This window comes from Streptomyces sp. NPDC051563, assembly GCF_044454225.1.
Lineage (GTDB): Bacteria > Actinomycetota > Actinomycetes > Streptomycetales > Streptomycetaceae > Streptomyces.
On sequence record NZ_JBITDL010000023.1, the window covers coordinates 41,327 to 56,314 of the forward strand.

The window sequence follows — 14,988 nt, forward strand, 5'->3', positions numbered from 1 at the left end:
CTGTACCCCGCCGGACGGCCCGGGCTAGGCCGTCCCTTCCCGGTCGCGTCGGCCGGGCCCGCGGCGCAGCAGCCAGTCGCCGCCCGGGATCGGGGTGCCGGAGCGGGCGAGGCGGTGGGCCAGGGGCGGGGCGGCCAGGTAGACCCAGGCGCGGACCGGGGTGCCGTCGGGGCGCAGGGCCTCGCGGGCGGCGCGGTCGTAGATGTTGGCGGGGTGTCCGGGGCCCGCGTACTCCTCCAGCAGGTCGAGCGCCGCGAGGAGTTCCCCGTAGGCCCCGGGGGCCGGGGTGATCAGCTCCCCGGCTATCGCGGAGCCCGAGCCGGGGCGGTCCACGGCGTAGGGGTATCCGGGGCCCTCGTACAGGGCCGCGTCGGGGAGGCGGGCGGGCTCCTCGGCGGCCGTGCGGCCGCGCAGGAACAGGTCGTGGTTGACCTCGCCGGGGCGCAGGGTCCCGTAGACGAAGAACGGCAGCTCCTCGCCCGGCGGAATCGTTCCTTCGCCGTGGCCTTCCGGCCGATCGGCCGATGTCATGCGGGCCCCCCTCGCTTCAGACTGAGCTGCTGACCGGACCACCGGCGGCCGCGGGCCGGGACCGAAGTCCCGACTTCGGCCGCGGGAGCCCGCCTATGCACCGCTGTTACACGATCTCCCGGTTCCTGTGACCGGCGCCGCCTACCGTCAGTCTGCCTCTCCGCACCCCGCCCCCCCACGCCCCGCCCTCCCCCACCACCCGACGGTTCCGCCTCCCATGACTCGACCGACCCTCCGCACCCTCGCCGCGGCCGCCCTGCTCTGCATCGGCCTCGGCGGCTGCGGCGCGCCCGGAGGTCTCGGGCCCGGCGAGGCCGCGCCGCCCATGGCCTCCCAGCCCCGGCCGAGGCCGCTGTGGCCCTCGTGGACCGAGTCCCCGAGCGCCGGCGGTACGGCGGTGGCCGGCAAGGTGGCGACGCCGCCGCCGCTCGACGACGCCCCGGCGGTGGGGCCGCAGGGGATCGAGGGGGTCGACGTGATGGCCGTGCTCCGCGCCGACAAGGAGATGAAGCGCTTCGGGCAGGGGAAGCAGATCGCGGGCCCGGGCAAGGCCGGAGTACGGCCGGCCCGGTACGCGGACCTGACGGGCGACGGGAAGCCCGAGCTGATCGTCGCCGCCGACACCCAGACCGGGCGTTCGATGCTGAGCGTCTACACCGCCGCCGAGGGGAAGATCTTTCCGATCCTGCACACCAGCGGCCGGCGGATGGGCGTCGAGACCCTCGGCACCGACCTGCTGGTCCGCACCACCGACGACGACGGATCCTCGCACGACATCCGCTACCACTGGGACGGCCAGCGGATGAGCGTCCTCAGCGACGACCACAAGTACGGCAACGCCATCTCCGGCTCGCGCTCCGGCGAGTGCCCGGCCCCGCTGCCGACCGACCTCGCATCCCCCGTTCCCACGAACCCGGCCGCCAAGTGAGGCGTTTCCTGCTCCGCTGCCGCCACCTCCTGCACTCCCTCGGCCTGCGCTGGAAGATCGCCGTCCTGCTCGCCGTCGGCTGCTCCCTCGTCGCGCTCACCATCGGGATCCTGATCCACGAGGCCCGGGCGAACCAGGTGGCCGACGCGGCGCGCAAGAGCGCCCTCGCCCAACTCGTCCGGGTGCGGCAGGTGTACGAGCTCACGGGCCAGCTCGACTTCGACAAGGTCGGCGAGGCCGACGCCCGCCTCGACTGCCCGACCCTGCCCGACCGGCTGCGGCAGGCCGCGCTGGCCGGGGAGCGCACCACCTACCTGGACCTGCACGGCCCCCACCCCGCGGTATGGGCGGCGCGGCCGGTCGGCGGCGAGCACGTGCTCTCCGTACGGCAGCCGCTGACGGCGGAGAAGGGCGAACTGTGGGAACTGGACCAGAAGTTGATGGCCTTCGGGGTGGTCGTCGTCACCCTCGCGGCGATCGGCGGGGCGGCACTGGCCAGCCGGCTGAGCAAGGACCTGCGGTCCGCGGCCGAGACGGCCCGGCGGATCAGCACGGGTGAACTAGACGCACGGATAGGCCCGTCGGGCGTGCCCGGGACGCGGAACGAGGTGGCCGAACTGTCCGCGGCGGTCGACACGATGGCGGCGAGCCTGCAGCGGCGGCTGGTGGCGGAGCAGCGGTTCACGGCGGACGTGGCCCACGAACTGCGGACCCCGCTGACCGGGCTGCTCACCGCCGCCGAACTGCTTCCGCCGGGCCGGCCCACGGAGCTGGTGCGCGACCGGGTCGCGGCCCTGTGCAGCCTGACGGAGGACCTCCTGGAAGTGGCCCGGCTGGACGGGGACCGGGAGACGGCCCAGCTGGACGTCCACCTCCTGGGGCCGCTGGTGGAATCGGTCACCCGGCGCTCGGGGGTGCGGGCGCAGGTGCTGGGCGCCGCCGCCGACGGCTCGGTCCGCGTCCGCACGGACGTCCGGCGGCTGGAGCGGATCCTGACGAACCTGCTGGTCAACGCCCGCAAGCACGGCGGGGACCCGATCACCGTGACGGTGGCCGGGAACACGGTGACCGTACGGGACCAGGGCCCGGGCTTCCCGGAGACGCTGCTGCGGGACGGACCGCAGCGCTTCCTGACGGGCGCGACGGAACGCGGCCAGGGCACGGGCCTGGGCCTGACCATCGCCTTGGGCCAGGCCCAGGTCATCGGCGCCCGCCTCACCCTCACCAACCCCACCCCGAACGGAGCCGCGGCCACCCTGACCCTCCCCCCGACTTAGCCCCACCGGGGGGAGGCCCGGGGGGTCCGGGCGCAGCCCGGTACCCCTCCCAACCCGTCCGGCGCTTGAGGCCCGGGGCCCGGCAAATCCAGCCCCGCCGGCGTTTGAGGCGCGGGGTCTGGGGCGGAGCCCCAGAGGGGTCCGGGCGTAGCCCGGGGCCCCCTCCCCAGCCCGTCCGGCGCTTGAGGACCGGGGTCCGGGCAGCGCCCGGGGAACGGTGGAAGGGCGGGGTGGGGACTTCGGCCCGCGCAGCGGCGGCCCGCCCCCGCACCCGCAGGGCCACCGTCACCCGGACGGGGTGGACCCCCACGAATACCCCCACACCTCGCCCCACCTGCGAGAACACCGCCCCACCCGCACCCCCCACGGCCAATCTGACACCACATCAGCAGGCGCAGCCCCCCGCCCACGGGTTACCTCGGAACCACGACCCCGTGTCCCCAGGAGACCCACCATGCGCCGACGCACCGCCCACGTGCTCACCGCCACCGCGCTGACCGCCGTCGCGTTCGCCGGCCCGGTCGCCGGCGCGGTCGCCGCCGCGGACCTGGGCATGACGGGCTTCGGCATGACGGGCTTCGCGGCCGGCGACTTCGCCCCGCTGGAGGTCTGGCCCAAGTCGGCCGCCCCCGGCACCACCGTCACGGTGAACACGAAGGCCTGCGGCCCGGACAGCCACGCCGAGGGCGACGCGACCACCGTCGGGGGCGGCCGCTTCAAGCTGTCCCCGGGCACCCACAAGGAGGTGGTCGTGGGACAGTTCCAGGTCGCCCGCGGCGCGACCCCCGGCACCCACGCGATCGGCGCCACCTGCGCGAACGGCAAGTTCGCGACCGGCGACCTGGTCGTCACCGAGCACGACCCGGCCCCCCAGGGCCACGTGCGCACCGGGGTGGGCGGTGGCACGACCACCACCACCGACCCCGCCAAGATCGCGGCGGGAGCGGCAGTGCTGGCCGCGACCGCCGTCGGCGGTACCTGGTTCCTGCGTCGCCGGGCGAGCGGCACGCGGAACTGACGGACGCCCACCGCGGCTCCGGCCGCGGTCCGACCGGTACCGTCCCCCGTCGCCCGCCCCGCGAGGTCCCCCCCGTTCGCGGGGCCGGGCGACGGCCAGTCACCACGACACGTCACCAAGCCGAGGGGGCCGCATGGAGGCACGCCGCGCCCGCGCCCGCGTAGGCGGGCTCGTCGCGCTCGCCACGTGCATCGGCGTCTGGCTCATCGGCAGCGGCTCCGGCGAGCCCGTCGGGCCCCCGGTGCCCTCCCCCGGTGAGGCGCTGAGCGCCCAGGCCCGGTTTCCCGGGGCCATCGCCCCGCTCCCCGGCTCCCCGCCCACCCGGATCCGGATCCCGTCCATCCGGGTGGACGCCCCCCTCACCGGGCTCGGACTGCAGGCCGACGGCAGCCTCGAAGTCCCGCCGCCCGCCCGCCGGGACCTGGCGGGCTGGTACCGCGAGGGCACCACTCCGGGAGCCACCGGCACGGCCGTGGTCGCCGGGCACGTGGACGACGCCAGCGGGCCCGCGGTCTTCTACCACCTCGGCGCGCTGCGCCGGGGCGCCCTGATCGAGATCGCCCGCGCCGACGGACGTACGGCCGTGTTCACCGTCCACGCGGTGGAGGTCTACGACGCCAAGGCCTTCCCCGACTCCCTCGTGTACGGCTCCTCTCCGCGCGCCGAACTCCGCGTCATCACCTGCGGCGGGGGCTTCTCCAAGCGCACCGGGTACCAGGGCAACGTGGTCGTCTTCGCCCACCTGACGGGCACGTACTAGAGGACGCGCCGGAGCGGCGCCTACGGAGCGGGCTCTGCGGGATCGGCGGGCTCGGTCCGGCCGGTGCGGACGACGGCCTGGTCGCCGTGGGGTCCGAACAGGTGCAGGATCTCCACCACCTCGCCCTCGGCGGGGCCGAACCAGTGGGGTTCGCCGGTGTCGAACTCGGCGACCTCGCCGGGGCGCAGGGTGAGGTTCCGCTCGCCGATGACGAGGTGGAGCTCGCCGGCGAGCACGTAGAGCCATTCGTAGCCGGCGTGGGTCACCCGTTTCGGCTCCCGGTACGCGAGCACCTGCTTGAAGACCTGGACCCGGCCGGGGTACGTCGTCAGGGGGACCAGGATGCTCCCGTCCCGGCGGCGGGGTTTCAGGTGGACGCGCGCGTCACCGGTGACGGGGGGCGCGACGAGCTGGTCCAGGGCGACGCGGTGGGTCCGGGCGAGCGGGATGAGCAGTTCGAGGGTCGGACGGCGTTTGCCCGACTCCAGCCGGGAGAGCGTGCTCACCGAGATCCCGGTGGCCTGGGAGAGGGCCTCCAGGGTGAGGCCGCGCTCGCGCCGCAGTACCCGCAGCCGCGGGCCGATGGCGTCGAGGGTCCGCGCGAGTTCGGCGTCCTCGCCCTGCTCGGCAGCGGTCCCCGCTGCTCCGGCTGCTCCCGCTGCTGCTCGTTCGGCGTCCCTGTCCATGGGGTCATTTTGCGGTATCGGCAAATTTCCTGGGCCGCGGCCGCCGCCCGGGCCGAGTATGGGCCGACATCCGAAGCCGGCGGCCGACAGGCCGTCGCGGAGCGAAGGCGGACCCATGAGCACGACGATCCCGGCCGGGACGGCCGCAGGACCCGCCCCCGGTGCGCGCCGCCGGTGGACGGTACTGGCCGTCTGCGCGCTGAGCATGTTCCTCATCGGGGTGGACACCACCATCGTCAACGTGGGCCTGCCCGCGATCGGACGGGGCCTGGGGGCGGACACCCGCGGTCTGGAGTGGGTCGTCGACGCCTACACCGTGGTCCTCGCCAGCCTCCTCATCGCCTCGGGCGCCCTCGCGGACCGCTTCGGACGCCGCCGGGTGTTCCGGTGCGGGCTGGCCGTCTTCGGTCTGGCCTCCCTCGCCTGCGCCCTCGCTCCGTCGCTCGGTCTCCTCGTCGCGGCGCGGGCCGTCCAGGGCGTCGGGGCCTCGATGCTCAGCCCGGTGGCCCTGGCCATCGTGGTCAACGCGATGCCCGACCCGCGGGAGCGGGCCCGGGCCATCGGCATATGGGCCTCGGTCTTCGGGCTCAGCATGGCCGCGGGCCCGGTCGTCGGCGGGACCCTCATCGCGGCGCTCGGCTGGCGGTCGGTGTTCTGGATCAACGTCCCGGTGGTCGTCGGCGCGCTCGTCCTGGTGGCGGTGTTCGTACCGGAGTCCCGCGGGCAGCGGGCCCGGCGGATCGACCTGCCCGGACAGCTGCTCCTCGCGACGGCCCTGTGCGTCTCGGTCGGCGTCCTGATCGAGGGCCCCCGCATCGGCTGGGCCTCCCCCGCGGCCCTGGCCTGCTACGCCGTCGCCGCGGCGGCCGCGACCGGATTCGCCCGGGTCGAGCTCCGCCGTCCCGAGCCCCTGATCGACCTCGGGCTGTTCCGGCGCCCGCCCTTCGCCTCGGCGGTCCTGGGCGCGGTGGCGGTGTTCGCCGCGCTGAGCGTGAGCCTGCTGCTCACCACCCTGTACCTGCAGGACGCCCGCGGCTGGACCCCGCTCGCGGCCGGCGCCGCGACCCTGCCCATGGCCCTCGGGGCCACCGTCTGCGCGCCCTGGTCGGGCAGCCTGACGGGGCGTCTCGGGCCGCGGCGGCCGCTCCTCCTCGCGGGCGGGTTCACCGCGGCGGGCGGGCTCTGCATGGTGGGCCTGACCCTGGGCCCGGACGCGGGCCCGGATCCGAGCGTGCCGCTGCTCCTGTCGGCCTACCTGCTCATCGGCATCGGGTTCGGCTTCGCCAACGCCCCGCTGACCCACACCGCGGTCGGCGGACTCCCGCCGTCCCGGGCCGGCGTGGCCGGGGCCGTCACCTCCACCGCCCGCCAGGTCGGATCGGCCGTCGGCATCGCGGTCGCCGGAGCCCTGGCCGCGGGCGTCGCCCCGGACGGCCTCGCCCGGGCGTCCCGGCCGGGCTGGCTCCTCGTGACGGCCTGCGGCCTGCTCCTCTGCGGGGTGGCCCGCGCCTCGCGGAGGGAGCGGGACACCCCGTAAGGGCTGTACGGGCGCTGCGCGTCGGTGACGGCTCGCCGCTTGCGGATCCGGACACTCCCTAGGCGCGGAAGCCGCTGAACCCCGCGTCGACGGGGCCGGGGGCGGCGAGCGGCAGGGCCGGGTTCACCCCGCGCTTCCGGCCCCGGCGGCCTCGTGCCCCGACAGCCGGCCGCGGGTCAGGTGCTCCGCGCCGACGAGGCGGCGGGAGTCCCGGCCGAGGGCCTGGCGCAGCGGGTCCTCCAGGTAGGGGCGGACGCCGATGATCGGGCGCAGGGTGGTGGAGAAGGGGTTGGACAGGCGCCGGGGTTCGTAGATCAGCGGCCGGATGCCCGGTACGGTCGCGGCGTTCAGCAGGGTTTCGTCCGAGTGGGCGAGCCGGGCGGAGACGACCCCGTCGTGGCGGCCGAGCGGATGGCGCATGCGGGTGCGGTGGAACATCCAGGCGCCCAGGGGTGCGAGGCGGGTGGCGGCGATGTCGAAGTGGCAGAAGGCGAGGGCCTGGGAGTCGGCCTGGGCCTCGAAGAACTCCGCGAGCGCGGGGCCGCGGAAGTGGTGCAGCACTCCGGTGGAGACGTAGACGGTGGCGACCTCGGGCAGGTCGAAGGCGTTGCCGTGGACGAAGCGGCAGTCGAGCCCCTCGGCGCGGGCCAGCCGGTCGGCCTCGGCGACGAGCGCGGCGTCGAGGTCGACGCCGATCAGCTCCACGTTCGGGCCCAGGGCGCCGGTGGACGCCAGCCAGCGGACGAGGTAGCCGAGCCCGGAGCCGACGTCGACCAGGCGGAACCGGCCGCGGCGGCCCGCGATCTCACGGATGGCCTCGAACAGCGGGTCCAGTATGTGCACCAGCCGTTCCCCGACGCGCAAGTCCTCGCTGAGCCGTTGCAGCTCGGTGTGGACGCCGATCATCAGCCGGTCCACGGCGATCGGGTCGAGCACGTCGTCGGGGCCGGCCGGCAGTCCGGCGACGATCCGGGCCGCGCGCGGATCCCCGGCTTCGTGGAGGCGGCGGACCGCATCACCCCGGTGCACCGGCAGTCGCGCCCCGCTGAGCGGATCGGTGACGGTGATCAGGTCGGATATCTCAAGGTGGGGCACGCCCGCAACTTTATCCCCCGCGGGTGGGTCAGCCGCAGGTCAGCCCCATTGTTCGAGGCCCAGCTTGACCACCAGGGCTCCGACGACCGTCAGGAGGACCCCGCGGACGAAGCCGCTGCCCTTCTTCAGCGCCATCCGGGCACCGATCATGGCGCCCGCCAGGTTGAACACGGCCATCAGCGCGGCCAGTTGCCACAGCACCATGCCCTGGTAGGCGAACATGGCGAGCGCTCCGGCATTGGTGCACACGTTGACGATCTTCGCCGTGGCGGAGGCCGTGACCAGGTCGAGGTGGAGGAGGGCGGTCAGCGCCAGGACCAGGAAGGTACCGGTGCCGGGGCCGATGAGCCCGTCGTAGAAGCCGATGCCGAGGCCGGCCAGGGCGATGGTGAGCAGGATCCGCCGGCGGCTGACGGGGACGGCTCCGGGAGCGACGCCGAAGGCGGGCCGGAAGAGCACGAAGCCCGCGACGACCACCAGGACCACCATGATCAGCGGGCGCAGCGCGTCCTTGCTGATGCCGCCGGCCAGGGCGGCCCCGCCCATCGAGCCGGCGAGCGCCGCCAGCCCGATGCGGACGGCGAGCTTCACGTCCACCGTGGTCTTGCGCAGGTACGACACGGCCGCGCCCGAGGTCCCGACGATGGCCACGGCCTTGTTGGTGCCGAGGACGGTGGCGGGGTGGGCGTGCGGCAGGCCGAGGAGCAGCGCGGGCAGGAGCAGCAGGCCGCCGCCGCCCACGACGGCGTCGATCCAGCCGGCCGCGGCGGCGGCCGCGCACAGCACGATGATCATGGTTGTCGATATGTCAGGCACGGCCCGACCTTATGGAGAGGTTGGGTGCAGCGGCCATCAATCCCCGGAAACTTGCGCAAACGTTGAGCTTCGCCCGGCCGGAGCCCGGTCCGGGGCCGCGGGAGCCGACGGATCCACCACCACCGTCAGCACACTCGCAGCCAGCACACTGACCGCCCCGAGCCCGACCGCCACCCGCCTGCCCGGCGGCACGGCCCCCAGCACGGCAAACACCGCCCGAGCCGGGGAGGTACGGGGCCGACGATGCCGGGCCACGACCGCGGCTCCGGCTCCGGCTCCGGCTCCGGGCGCAGCCACATCCAGCCCGTCCGGCGTTTGAGGACCGGGGTCCGGGGCGGAGCCCCGGGGAAAGGGCGAAGGGCGGGTAGGGGACCAGCCCCGCGCAGCGGCAAGGGGTACGGGCAGGGCGACGTGCAGCGGGTGACGCACAGGGCGGCGACCTCTCGGGACCTCGGGGGAAAGGGGAAAGCGGCAGCGGAGACGGCCGGGCTCAGAGCCCGAAGCATTCGGCGTGGATCCGCCCGGCCGGCACCCCCGCCCGCAACAGCGCGGACTGCGTGGCGTCCGCCATCCCCGGCGGCCCGCACAGGTACACGTCGTGCTCGGCCAGCTCCGGGACCAGCGCGGCCAGCGCCTGCGGAGCCAGCGGGTCGAAGGCGGCGCCCGACGGCCCGAGCAGGTAGTGCAGCCCGGCCTGCCGTTCGGCGGCGATGGCCTCCAGCTCGGAGCGCAGGACGAGGTGCTCCTCGGCGCCCGCCCGGTAGAGCAGGGTGATGTCCCCCGGCCCGCCGGGCAGGGTCTCGAACAGGGCCCGCATCGGCGTGATCCCGACGCCTCCGGCGATCAGCAGCACCTTGGTCCGGGTCCGCCGGGCCGCGGTGAGCGCCCCGAAGGGCCCGGTGGCCAGCACCCGGGTGCCGGGGCGCAGCCGCCGGATCCGCCGGGAGTGGCCGCCCAGCGCCTTCACGGTGATGCGCAGGGTGTCCCCGCGGACCGGCGCCGACAGCGAGAAGGGCAGCGCGGTGTGCCACAGCCTGCGCTGGAGGAACCGCCACCGCAGGAACTGCCCCGGCTCCGCGCGCAGTTCCGCGAGGTGTTCCCCGTAGACGAGGACGGAGACCACCCCGGGCCCTTCCACCCTGACCTCGGCGACGCGCAGCGCGTGCCGCAGGGCCTGGCGTACGGGCACCACGGCCCGGTACCAGACCAGCAGGACGGCGACCACGGCGTGGGCGAGGGCCCAGAACCAGGCGACCAGCGCCAGGTCGGGCCCGGCGAGCTGGTGGCCGAAGGCAAGGGCGGCGGCGAGGTACACCAGGAGGTGGATCCCGCGCCAGGTTTCGTGGCTGACCCGGCGGCGTACGGAGCGGGCGGAGGTGAGGCCGACAGCGGCCAGGAGGACGGTCCCGGCCGTCGCGGCGGCCAGGGCCGGGTATCCGAGCAGCTCCCGGACCGCCGACAGCACGTCGACCCCCTCGTGCACGGCATAGCCGCAGAGCGCGAAGGCCGCGTGCCCGAAGCAGAGCAGCAGGACGTGCCGGCCGCCCAGCGCGTGCCAGCGGGCGAGCCGGGCCGCGCCCACCCCGTGCTCGACGGCGGGGACCCGGGCCATGAGGAACAGCAGGACGAGCACCCCGTAGCCGGCGAGCAGCCCGGTCAGGTGCGCGGCGGTCGCGAACAGCGCGTCGAGCCGGGCCGAGGGCCGCACCTGGGCGGCCCACAGCAGGGTCACGGTCCCCGCCCCGCCGAGCATCCCGCTCTTGACCCGGACCGCCATGTCTCGCTCTCGCATACGGCCACGCTACGGGCGGTCCTGCCTGCTCCCCGGCCCTCCCGGTGATCCTTAAGGCGGCCTTGAGGAAGGCCTCACGGGCGCTTAACCCGCGCGCTGAGGTCGAGGTTCCGTCAGGGAAACAACGGCGATGCCGTGGGGAAACAGCGGCCGCGCACGCTCGTGTCATGACCTCGGAACAGCAACGCGTGGTGGTGATCGGCGGCGGCCTCGCCGGCCTGCGGCTCGCCGCCCGGCTGGGCGGGGACGTGCGCGTCCTCGGTGAGGAGGAGCACGTCCCCTACAACCGGGTCCTCCTCGCGGAGGTCCTGGCCGGCCGGTACGCGCCGGAGGTGACGGCCCTCCCGTCCCCCGGCCCGGCGCTGCGCCGCGGTGTGCGGGCGGTACGGATCGACCGGGCGGAGCAGGTGGTGCACTGCGACGACGGCACGGTCGAGCAGTACGGCACCCTCGTCCTGGCCACGGGGTCGAATCCGGTCCTCCCGCCGCTGCGCGGCCTGTTCGAACCCGAGGGCCGGGAACTCCCCGCCGGGGTCCACGCGTTCCGCACGATGGACGACTGCCTGGCCCTGTCGGCGGCCGCAGGTCCCGGCGTGCGCGCGGTGGTGATCGGCGGCGGCCTCCTCGGCGTCTCGGCGGCCCGCGCCCTGGCCGAACGGGGCGCGCAGGTGGTCCTCGCCCAACAGGGCGAACGCCTGATGGAACGCCAACTGGACGCCGAAGCCTCGGCCCTCCTGCACGAGCACCTGACCACCCTCGGCGTCGAGATCCACACGGAATGCCGAGTCCGCGGCCTGTCCACGACACCCGCGGCTCCGCAAGCCCGCGAGCCGCACCCTGCCGACGGCGTCAGCCAAAATCCAGCCCCTCCGGCGTTTGAGGAGCGGGTCCGGGCAGAGCCCGGAACGCCCCGCAGGGCCGCCGCTCCCGCAGCCGGCCCGGGCCGAAGTCCGAGGAGCGCCCCCGCCGAGGGCCCCCGCCGGGTGACCGGCGTCGAGCTGGCCGACGGCTACCGGCTCGACGCCGACCTCGTCGTACTGGCCTGCGGAGTCCGCCCCCGCACCGGCCTGGCGCAGGCGGCCGGCCTGGCCGTCCGCACGGGCATCCTCGTCGACGACGAGCTCCGCACCGGCGACCCCCGCATCCACGCCGTCGGCGACTGCGCCGAGCACGCCGGCCGGGTGTACGGCCTGGCCGGGCCCGCCCTGGAGCAGGCCGACGCCCTCGCCGGAGTGCTGCTCGGCACCGGCAGGGGCCTCGACCGTGACCCCGCCTACAGCGGGACCCGCGCCCTGACCCGCCTCACCCTCACCGCCGGCGGCGACAGGCCCCTCGATCTCGCCGCCTTCGGCGAGACCACCCCGCTCCCCGGCGACGACGTGGTCCGGCTCGCCGACGCCACCCGCCGCACCTACCGCAAGGTCGTCATCCGCGGCGACCGCCTCGTCGGCGGGGTCCTGCTCGGCGAACTCTCCACGGTGGGCGCCCTCGCCCGCAGCTGGGAGGACGGCGGGCCCCTCACCGACCGGCACGGTCTCACCGACCTGCACCACCTGCTCACCGACGACGGAGGCTCCTGATCATGGCCGCAGCCACGCCCCATCCCGCCCCGGCCACCGCGCAGGCCACCGCCCCCGCCGGGGCCACCGCCCCCGGGAGCACCCCCGCCACCGCCCCCGGGACCCGGCCCGCCCTCCTGCTCGTCGGCCACGGCATGGTCGGCCAGCGCTACCTGGAGGCCCTCGCCGAACTCGGCGCCACCGCCACGCACCGGATCACCGTGCTCTGCGAGGAGCCCCGGCCCGCCTACGACCGCGTGCACCTGACCTCGTACTTCTCCGGCAGCACCCCCGAGGACCTCTCCCTCACCCCGGCCTCCTTCATGGCGGAGCACGGGATCTCCCTGCACCTCGACGACCCCGCCGAGAGCATCGACCGGGAGGCCCGGACCGTCACCTCCCGCTCGGGGCAGGTGTTCCCGTACGACGTGCTCGTGCTCGCGACCGGCAGCTACCCCTTCGTGCCGCCCGTCCCCGGCAAGGACGCCCCGGGCTGTTTCGTCTACCGCACCATCGAGGACCTCCTCGCGATCGAGGAGTACGCCAAGACCCGGACCACCGGCGCCGTGGTCGGCGGCGGCCTGCTCGGGCTGGAGGCTGCCGGCGCGCTCAAGGGCCTCGGACTGGCCACCCGCGTCGTGGAGTTCGCGCCCCGGCTGATGCCCGTCCAGGTCGACGAGGGCGGCGGCGCGGCCCTGCTCCGCACCATCGAGAACATGGGGCTCACCGTCCACACGGGCGTCGGCACCCAGGAGGTCCTGACCGGCGAGGACGGCTCGGTGAGCGGGATGAGGCTGTCCGACGGCTCCAGCGTCGGCACCGACCTGGTCGTCTTCTCCGCCGGCGTCCGCCCCCGCGACCAGCTCGCCCGCGACAGCGGCCTGACCGTCGGCGAACGCGGCGGCATCTCCGTCGACGCCCGCTGCCGCACCTCCGACCCGCACGTCTACGCCATCGGCGAGTGCGCGCTCGCCTCCGACGGCCGCGTCTACGGCCTGGTCGCCCCCGGCTACGAGATGGCCGAGACGGCCGCCGCGGACCTGCTGGGCCGCGAGAAGGAGTTCACCGGCGCCGACCTCTCCACCAAGCTCAAGCTCCTCGGCGTGGACGTGGCCTCCTTCGGCGACGCCCACGGAGCCACCATCGGCAGCCTCGACGTCGTCTACTCCGACTCCCGCTCCGGCGTCTACAAGAAGGTGGTCGTCTCCGCCGAAGGCGTCCTGCTGGGCGGCGTCCTGGTCGGCGACGCCGACTCCTACGGTCTGCTCCGCCCGCTCACCGGCTCCGTACCGCCCGTCACCCCCGAGCAGCTGGTGCTGCCCGCCGGCGCCGGCGCACCCGTCGCGCTGGGCCCGGCCTCACTCCCGGACGGCGCGGTGATCTGCTCCTGCCACAACGTCACCAAGAAGGCGATCACCGCCCACAGCACGGTGCCCGAGGTCAAGAAGTGCACCAAGGCGGGCACCGGCTGCGGAAGCTGCCTCAAGGTGATCGCCCAGCTGATGCCGCCGGCCGCCGACAAGGGGCTCTGCGACTGCTTCTCCTTCACCCGAGCCGAGCTCTACGAGATCGTCCGCACCCTGCGCGTGACCTCGTACGAGGAGCTCCTCGACAGCCACGGCCGCGAGGAGGCCCGCGGCGGCGAGGGCTGCGAGGTCTGCAAGCCCACCGTCGCTTCGATCATCGCCTCGCTCGCCCCCACCCTCGGCGCGAGCGGCTACGTCCTGGACGGGGAGCAGGCCGCCCTCCAGGACACCAACGACCACTTCCTCGCCAACCTGCAGCGCAACGGCTCGTATTCGGTGGTCCCGCGCATCCCCGGCGGCGAGATCACCCCCGACAAGCTCATCGTGATCGGCGAGGTGGCCCGCGACTTCGGCCTCTACACGAAGATCACCGGCGGGCAGCGCATCGACCTCTTCGGCGCCGCCATCGACCAGCTCCCCCTCATCTGGGCCCGGCTCGTCGAGGCCGGATTCGAGTCCGGGCACGCGTACGGCAAGGCCCTGCGGACGGTGAAGTCCTGCGTGGGCCGGACCTGGTGCCGCTACGGGGTCCAGGACTCGGTACGGATGGCCATCGACCTGGAGCTGCGCTACCGGGGCCTGCGCGCCCCGCACAAGCTCAAGTCGGCGGTCTCCGGCTGCGCCCGCGAGTGCGCGGAGGCGCAGAGCAAGGACTTCGGGATCATCGCGACGGCGAGCGGCTGGAACCTCTACGTCGGCGGCAACGGCGGGGCCACCCCGCGCCACGCCGACCTGCTCGCCCAGGACCTGTCGGACGCCGAACTGGTCCGGCTCATCGACCGGTTCCTGATGTTCTACATCCGCACCGCCGACCGGCTGGAGCGGACCTCCACCTGGCTGGACCGGCTGGAGGGCGGTCTGGCCCACCTGCGGGACGTGATCGTGCACGACTCGCTCGGCCTGTGCGCGGAGCTGGAGTCGCTGATGGCCGACCACGTGGCGCACTACCGCGACGAATGGGCCGAGACCCTGGACGACCCGGAGCGGCTGCGCCGGTTCGTGTCCTTCGTCAACGCCCCCGGCGCGCCCGACCCGAGCGTGAAGTTCGTCCCCGAACGCGGCCAGGTCAAGCCCGACCTGACCGTGCTGACCCTGGAGCCCCTGGGAGGCACCCGATGACCGTGGAACTGCAGGTGGCGGAGGGCTGGCTGACCGTGTGCGAGCTGTCGGCGCTGATCCCCGGGCGCGGGGTGGCGGCGCTACTGCCGGACGGAAGCCAGGCCGCCGTGTTCGTCGACCGCGCGGGACGCCCGTACGCGATCGGCAACCGGGACCCCTTCACCGGGGCGCAGGTGCTCTCGCGCGGGCTGGTCGGCTCGGCCGCGGGACGGCTCTTCGTGGCCTCGCCGCTGCTCAAGCAGCGCTTCGACCTGGAGTCGGGGCACTGCCTGGACGACGAGGAGGTGGCGGTCCGTACGTACCCGGTGCGGACCGCCGCGACCTCGGTCTGAGGATCGGCCGGA

13 protein-coding genes are annotated in these 14,988 nt (G+C 74.8%); 8 read left to right on the forward strand and 5 right to left on the reverse strand.

Features of this window, described 5'->3' with window-relative positions; translation table 11 throughout:
- Positions 1–24: 24 nt before the first annotated feature.
- Positions 25–531, reverse strand: coding sequence for a gamma-glutamylcyclotransferase family protein (locus ACIA8F_RS26135; protein ID WP_399382293.1), 507 nt, complete (start codon positions 529–531; stop codon positions 25–27).
- A 217-nt stretch (positions 532–748) separates the two neighbouring features.
- On the opposite strand from ACIA8F_RS26135, the gene ACIA8F_RS26140 reads away from it, so the two are divergent.
- From ACIA8F_RS26140 to ACIA8F_RS26155, 4 genes are all read left to right on the forward strand, one after another.
- Positions 749–1,459, forward strand: coding sequence for a hypothetical protein (locus ACIA8F_RS26140; protein WP_399382294.1), 711 nt, complete (start codon positions 749–751; stop codon positions 1,457–1,459).
- Complete coding sequence (locus ACIA8F_RS26145) at positions 1,456–2,736, forward strand: ATP-binding protein (protein WP_399382296.1); 1,281 nt, start codon at positions 1,456–1,458, stop codon at positions 2,734–2,736. Before ACIA8F_RS26140 ends, ACIA8F_RS26145 begins: the two co-directional genes overlap by 4 nt.
- A 454-nt stretch (positions 2,737–3,190) precedes the next feature.
- On the forward strand, positions 3,191–3,754 hold the full coding sequence (locus ACIA8F_RS26150) for a hypothetical protein (RefSeq protein ID WP_399382298.1): 564 nt from the start codon (positions 3,191–3,193) through the stop codon (positions 3,752–3,754).
- A gap of 133 nt (positions 3,755–3,887) precedes the next feature.
- Positions 3,888–4,514, forward strand: coding sequence for a class F sortase (locus tag ACIA8F_RS26155; RefSeq protein ID WP_399382299.1), 627 nt, complete (start codon positions 3,888–3,890; stop codon positions 4,512–4,514).
- A gap of 20 nt (positions 4,515–4,534) precedes the next feature.
- Here the strand turns inward: ACIA8F_RS26155 and ACIA8F_RS26160 are convergent, their stop codons facing one another.
- Positions 4,535–5,200 (reverse strand): helix-turn-helix domain-containing protein, encoded by a 666-nt coding sequence (locus tag ACIA8F_RS26160; RefSeq protein WP_399382301.1) that lies wholly within the window; start codon positions 5,198–5,200, stop codon positions 4,535–4,537.
- 115 nt (positions 5,201–5,315) lie between these two features.
- On the opposite strand from ACIA8F_RS26160, the gene ACIA8F_RS26165 reads away from it, so the two are divergent.
- A complete protein-coding gene (locus ACIA8F_RS26165; protein ID WP_399382302.1) occupies positions 5,316–6,737 on the forward strand; it encodes an MFS transporter in 1,422 nt (473 codons plus the stop codon).
- A gap of 123 nt (positions 6,738–6,860) precedes the next feature.
- Here the strand turns inward: ACIA8F_RS26165 and ACIA8F_RS26170 are convergent, their stop codons facing one another.
- The 3 genes from ACIA8F_RS26170 to ACIA8F_RS26180 all read right to left on the reverse strand — a co-directional run bounded on the left by ACIA8F_RS26170 (position 6,861) and on the right by ACIA8F_RS26180 (position 10,440).
- Complete coding sequence (locus ACIA8F_RS26170) at positions 6,861–7,832, reverse strand: class I SAM-dependent methyltransferase (protein WP_399382304.1); 972 nt, start codon at positions 7,830–7,832, stop codon at positions 6,861–6,863.
- 39 nt (positions 7,833–7,871) lie between these two features.
- Positions 7,872–8,648 (reverse strand): sulfite exporter TauE/SafE family protein, encoded by a 777-nt coding sequence (locus ACIA8F_RS26175; protein ID WP_399382305.1) that lies wholly within the window; start codon positions 8,646–8,648, stop codon positions 7,872–7,874.
- A gap of 490 nt (positions 8,649–9,138) precedes the next feature.
- Positions 9,139–10,440, reverse strand: a complete 1,302-nt coding sequence (locus ACIA8F_RS26180; RefSeq protein ID WP_399382306.1) for a ferric reductase-like transmembrane domain-containing protein — start codon at positions 10,438–10,440, stop codon at positions 9,139–9,141.
- 167 nt (positions 10,441–10,607) lie between these two features.
- Here ACIA8F_RS26180 and ACIA8F_RS26185 point away from each other — a divergent pair, with 167 nt between their 5' ends.
- The 3 genes from ACIA8F_RS26185 to nirD are packed head-to-tail and all read left to right on the forward strand — an operon-like array spanning position 10,608 to position 14,976.
- Positions 10,608–12,020 (forward strand): NAD(P)/FAD-dependent oxidoreductase, encoded by a 1,413-nt coding sequence (locus ACIA8F_RS26185; protein WP_399382308.1) that lies wholly within the window; start codon positions 10,608–10,610, stop codon positions 12,018–12,020.
- A gap of 2 nt (positions 12,021–12,022) precedes the next feature.
- Positions 12,023–14,644: a nitrite reductase large subunit NirB gene (gene nirB, locus ACIA8F_RS26190; RefSeq protein WP_399382310.1), complete on the forward strand. Its 2,622-nt coding sequence runs from the start codon at positions 12,023–12,025 to the stop codon at positions 14,642–14,644.
- Positions 14,641–14,976, forward strand: a complete 336-nt coding sequence (nirD, locus tag ACIA8F_RS26195; RefSeq protein ID WP_356515400.1) for a nitrite reductase small subunit NirD — start codon at positions 14,641–14,643, stop codon at positions 14,974–14,976. Before nirB ends, nirD begins: the two co-directional genes overlap by 4 nt.
- Positions 14,977–14,988 lie beyond the last annotated feature (12 nt).

Bases quoted from the DNA above. Each gene is read 5' to 3' on its own strand.
- ACIA8F_RS26135 (WP_399382293.1), bottom strand. From the start codon at position 531: ATGACATCGGCCGATCGGCCGGAAGGCCACGGCGAAGGAACGATTCCG.
- ACIA8F_RS26140 (WP_399382294.1), top strand. From the start codon at position 749: ATGACTCGACCGACCCTCCGCACCCTCGCCGCGGCCGCCCTGCTCTGC.
- ACIA8F_RS26150 (WP_399382298.1), top strand. From the start codon at position 3,191: ATGCGCCGACGCACCGCCCACGTGCTCACCGCCACCGCGCTGACCGCC.
- ACIA8F_RS26155 (WP_399382299.1), top strand. From the start codon at position 3,888: ATGGAGGCACGCCGCGCCCGCGCCCGCGTAGGCGGGCTCGTCGCGCTC.
- ACIA8F_RS26160 (WP_399382301.1), bottom strand. From the start codon at position 5,200: ATGGACAGGGACGCCGAACGAGCAGCAGCGGGAGCAGCCGGAGCAGCG.
- ACIA8F_RS26165 (WP_399382302.1), top strand. From the start codon at position 5,316: ATGAGCACGACGATCCCGGCCGGGACGGCCGCAGGACCCGCCCCCGGT.
- ACIA8F_RS26180 (WP_399382306.1), bottom strand. From the start codon at position 10,440: ATGCGAGAGCGAGACATGGCGGTCCGGGTCAAGAGCGGGATGCTCGGC.
- ACIA8F_RS26185 (WP_399382308.1), top strand. From the start codon at position 10,608: ATGACCTCGGAACAGCAACGCGTGGTGGTGATCGGCGGCGGCCTCGCC.
- nirB (WP_399382310.1), top strand. From the start codon at position 12,023: ATGGCCGCAGCCACGCCCCATCCCGCCCCGGCCACCGCGCAGGCCACC.
- nirD (WP_356515400.1), top strand. From the start codon at position 14,641: ATGACCGTGGAACTGCAGGTGGCGGAGGGCTGGCTGACCGTGTGCGAG.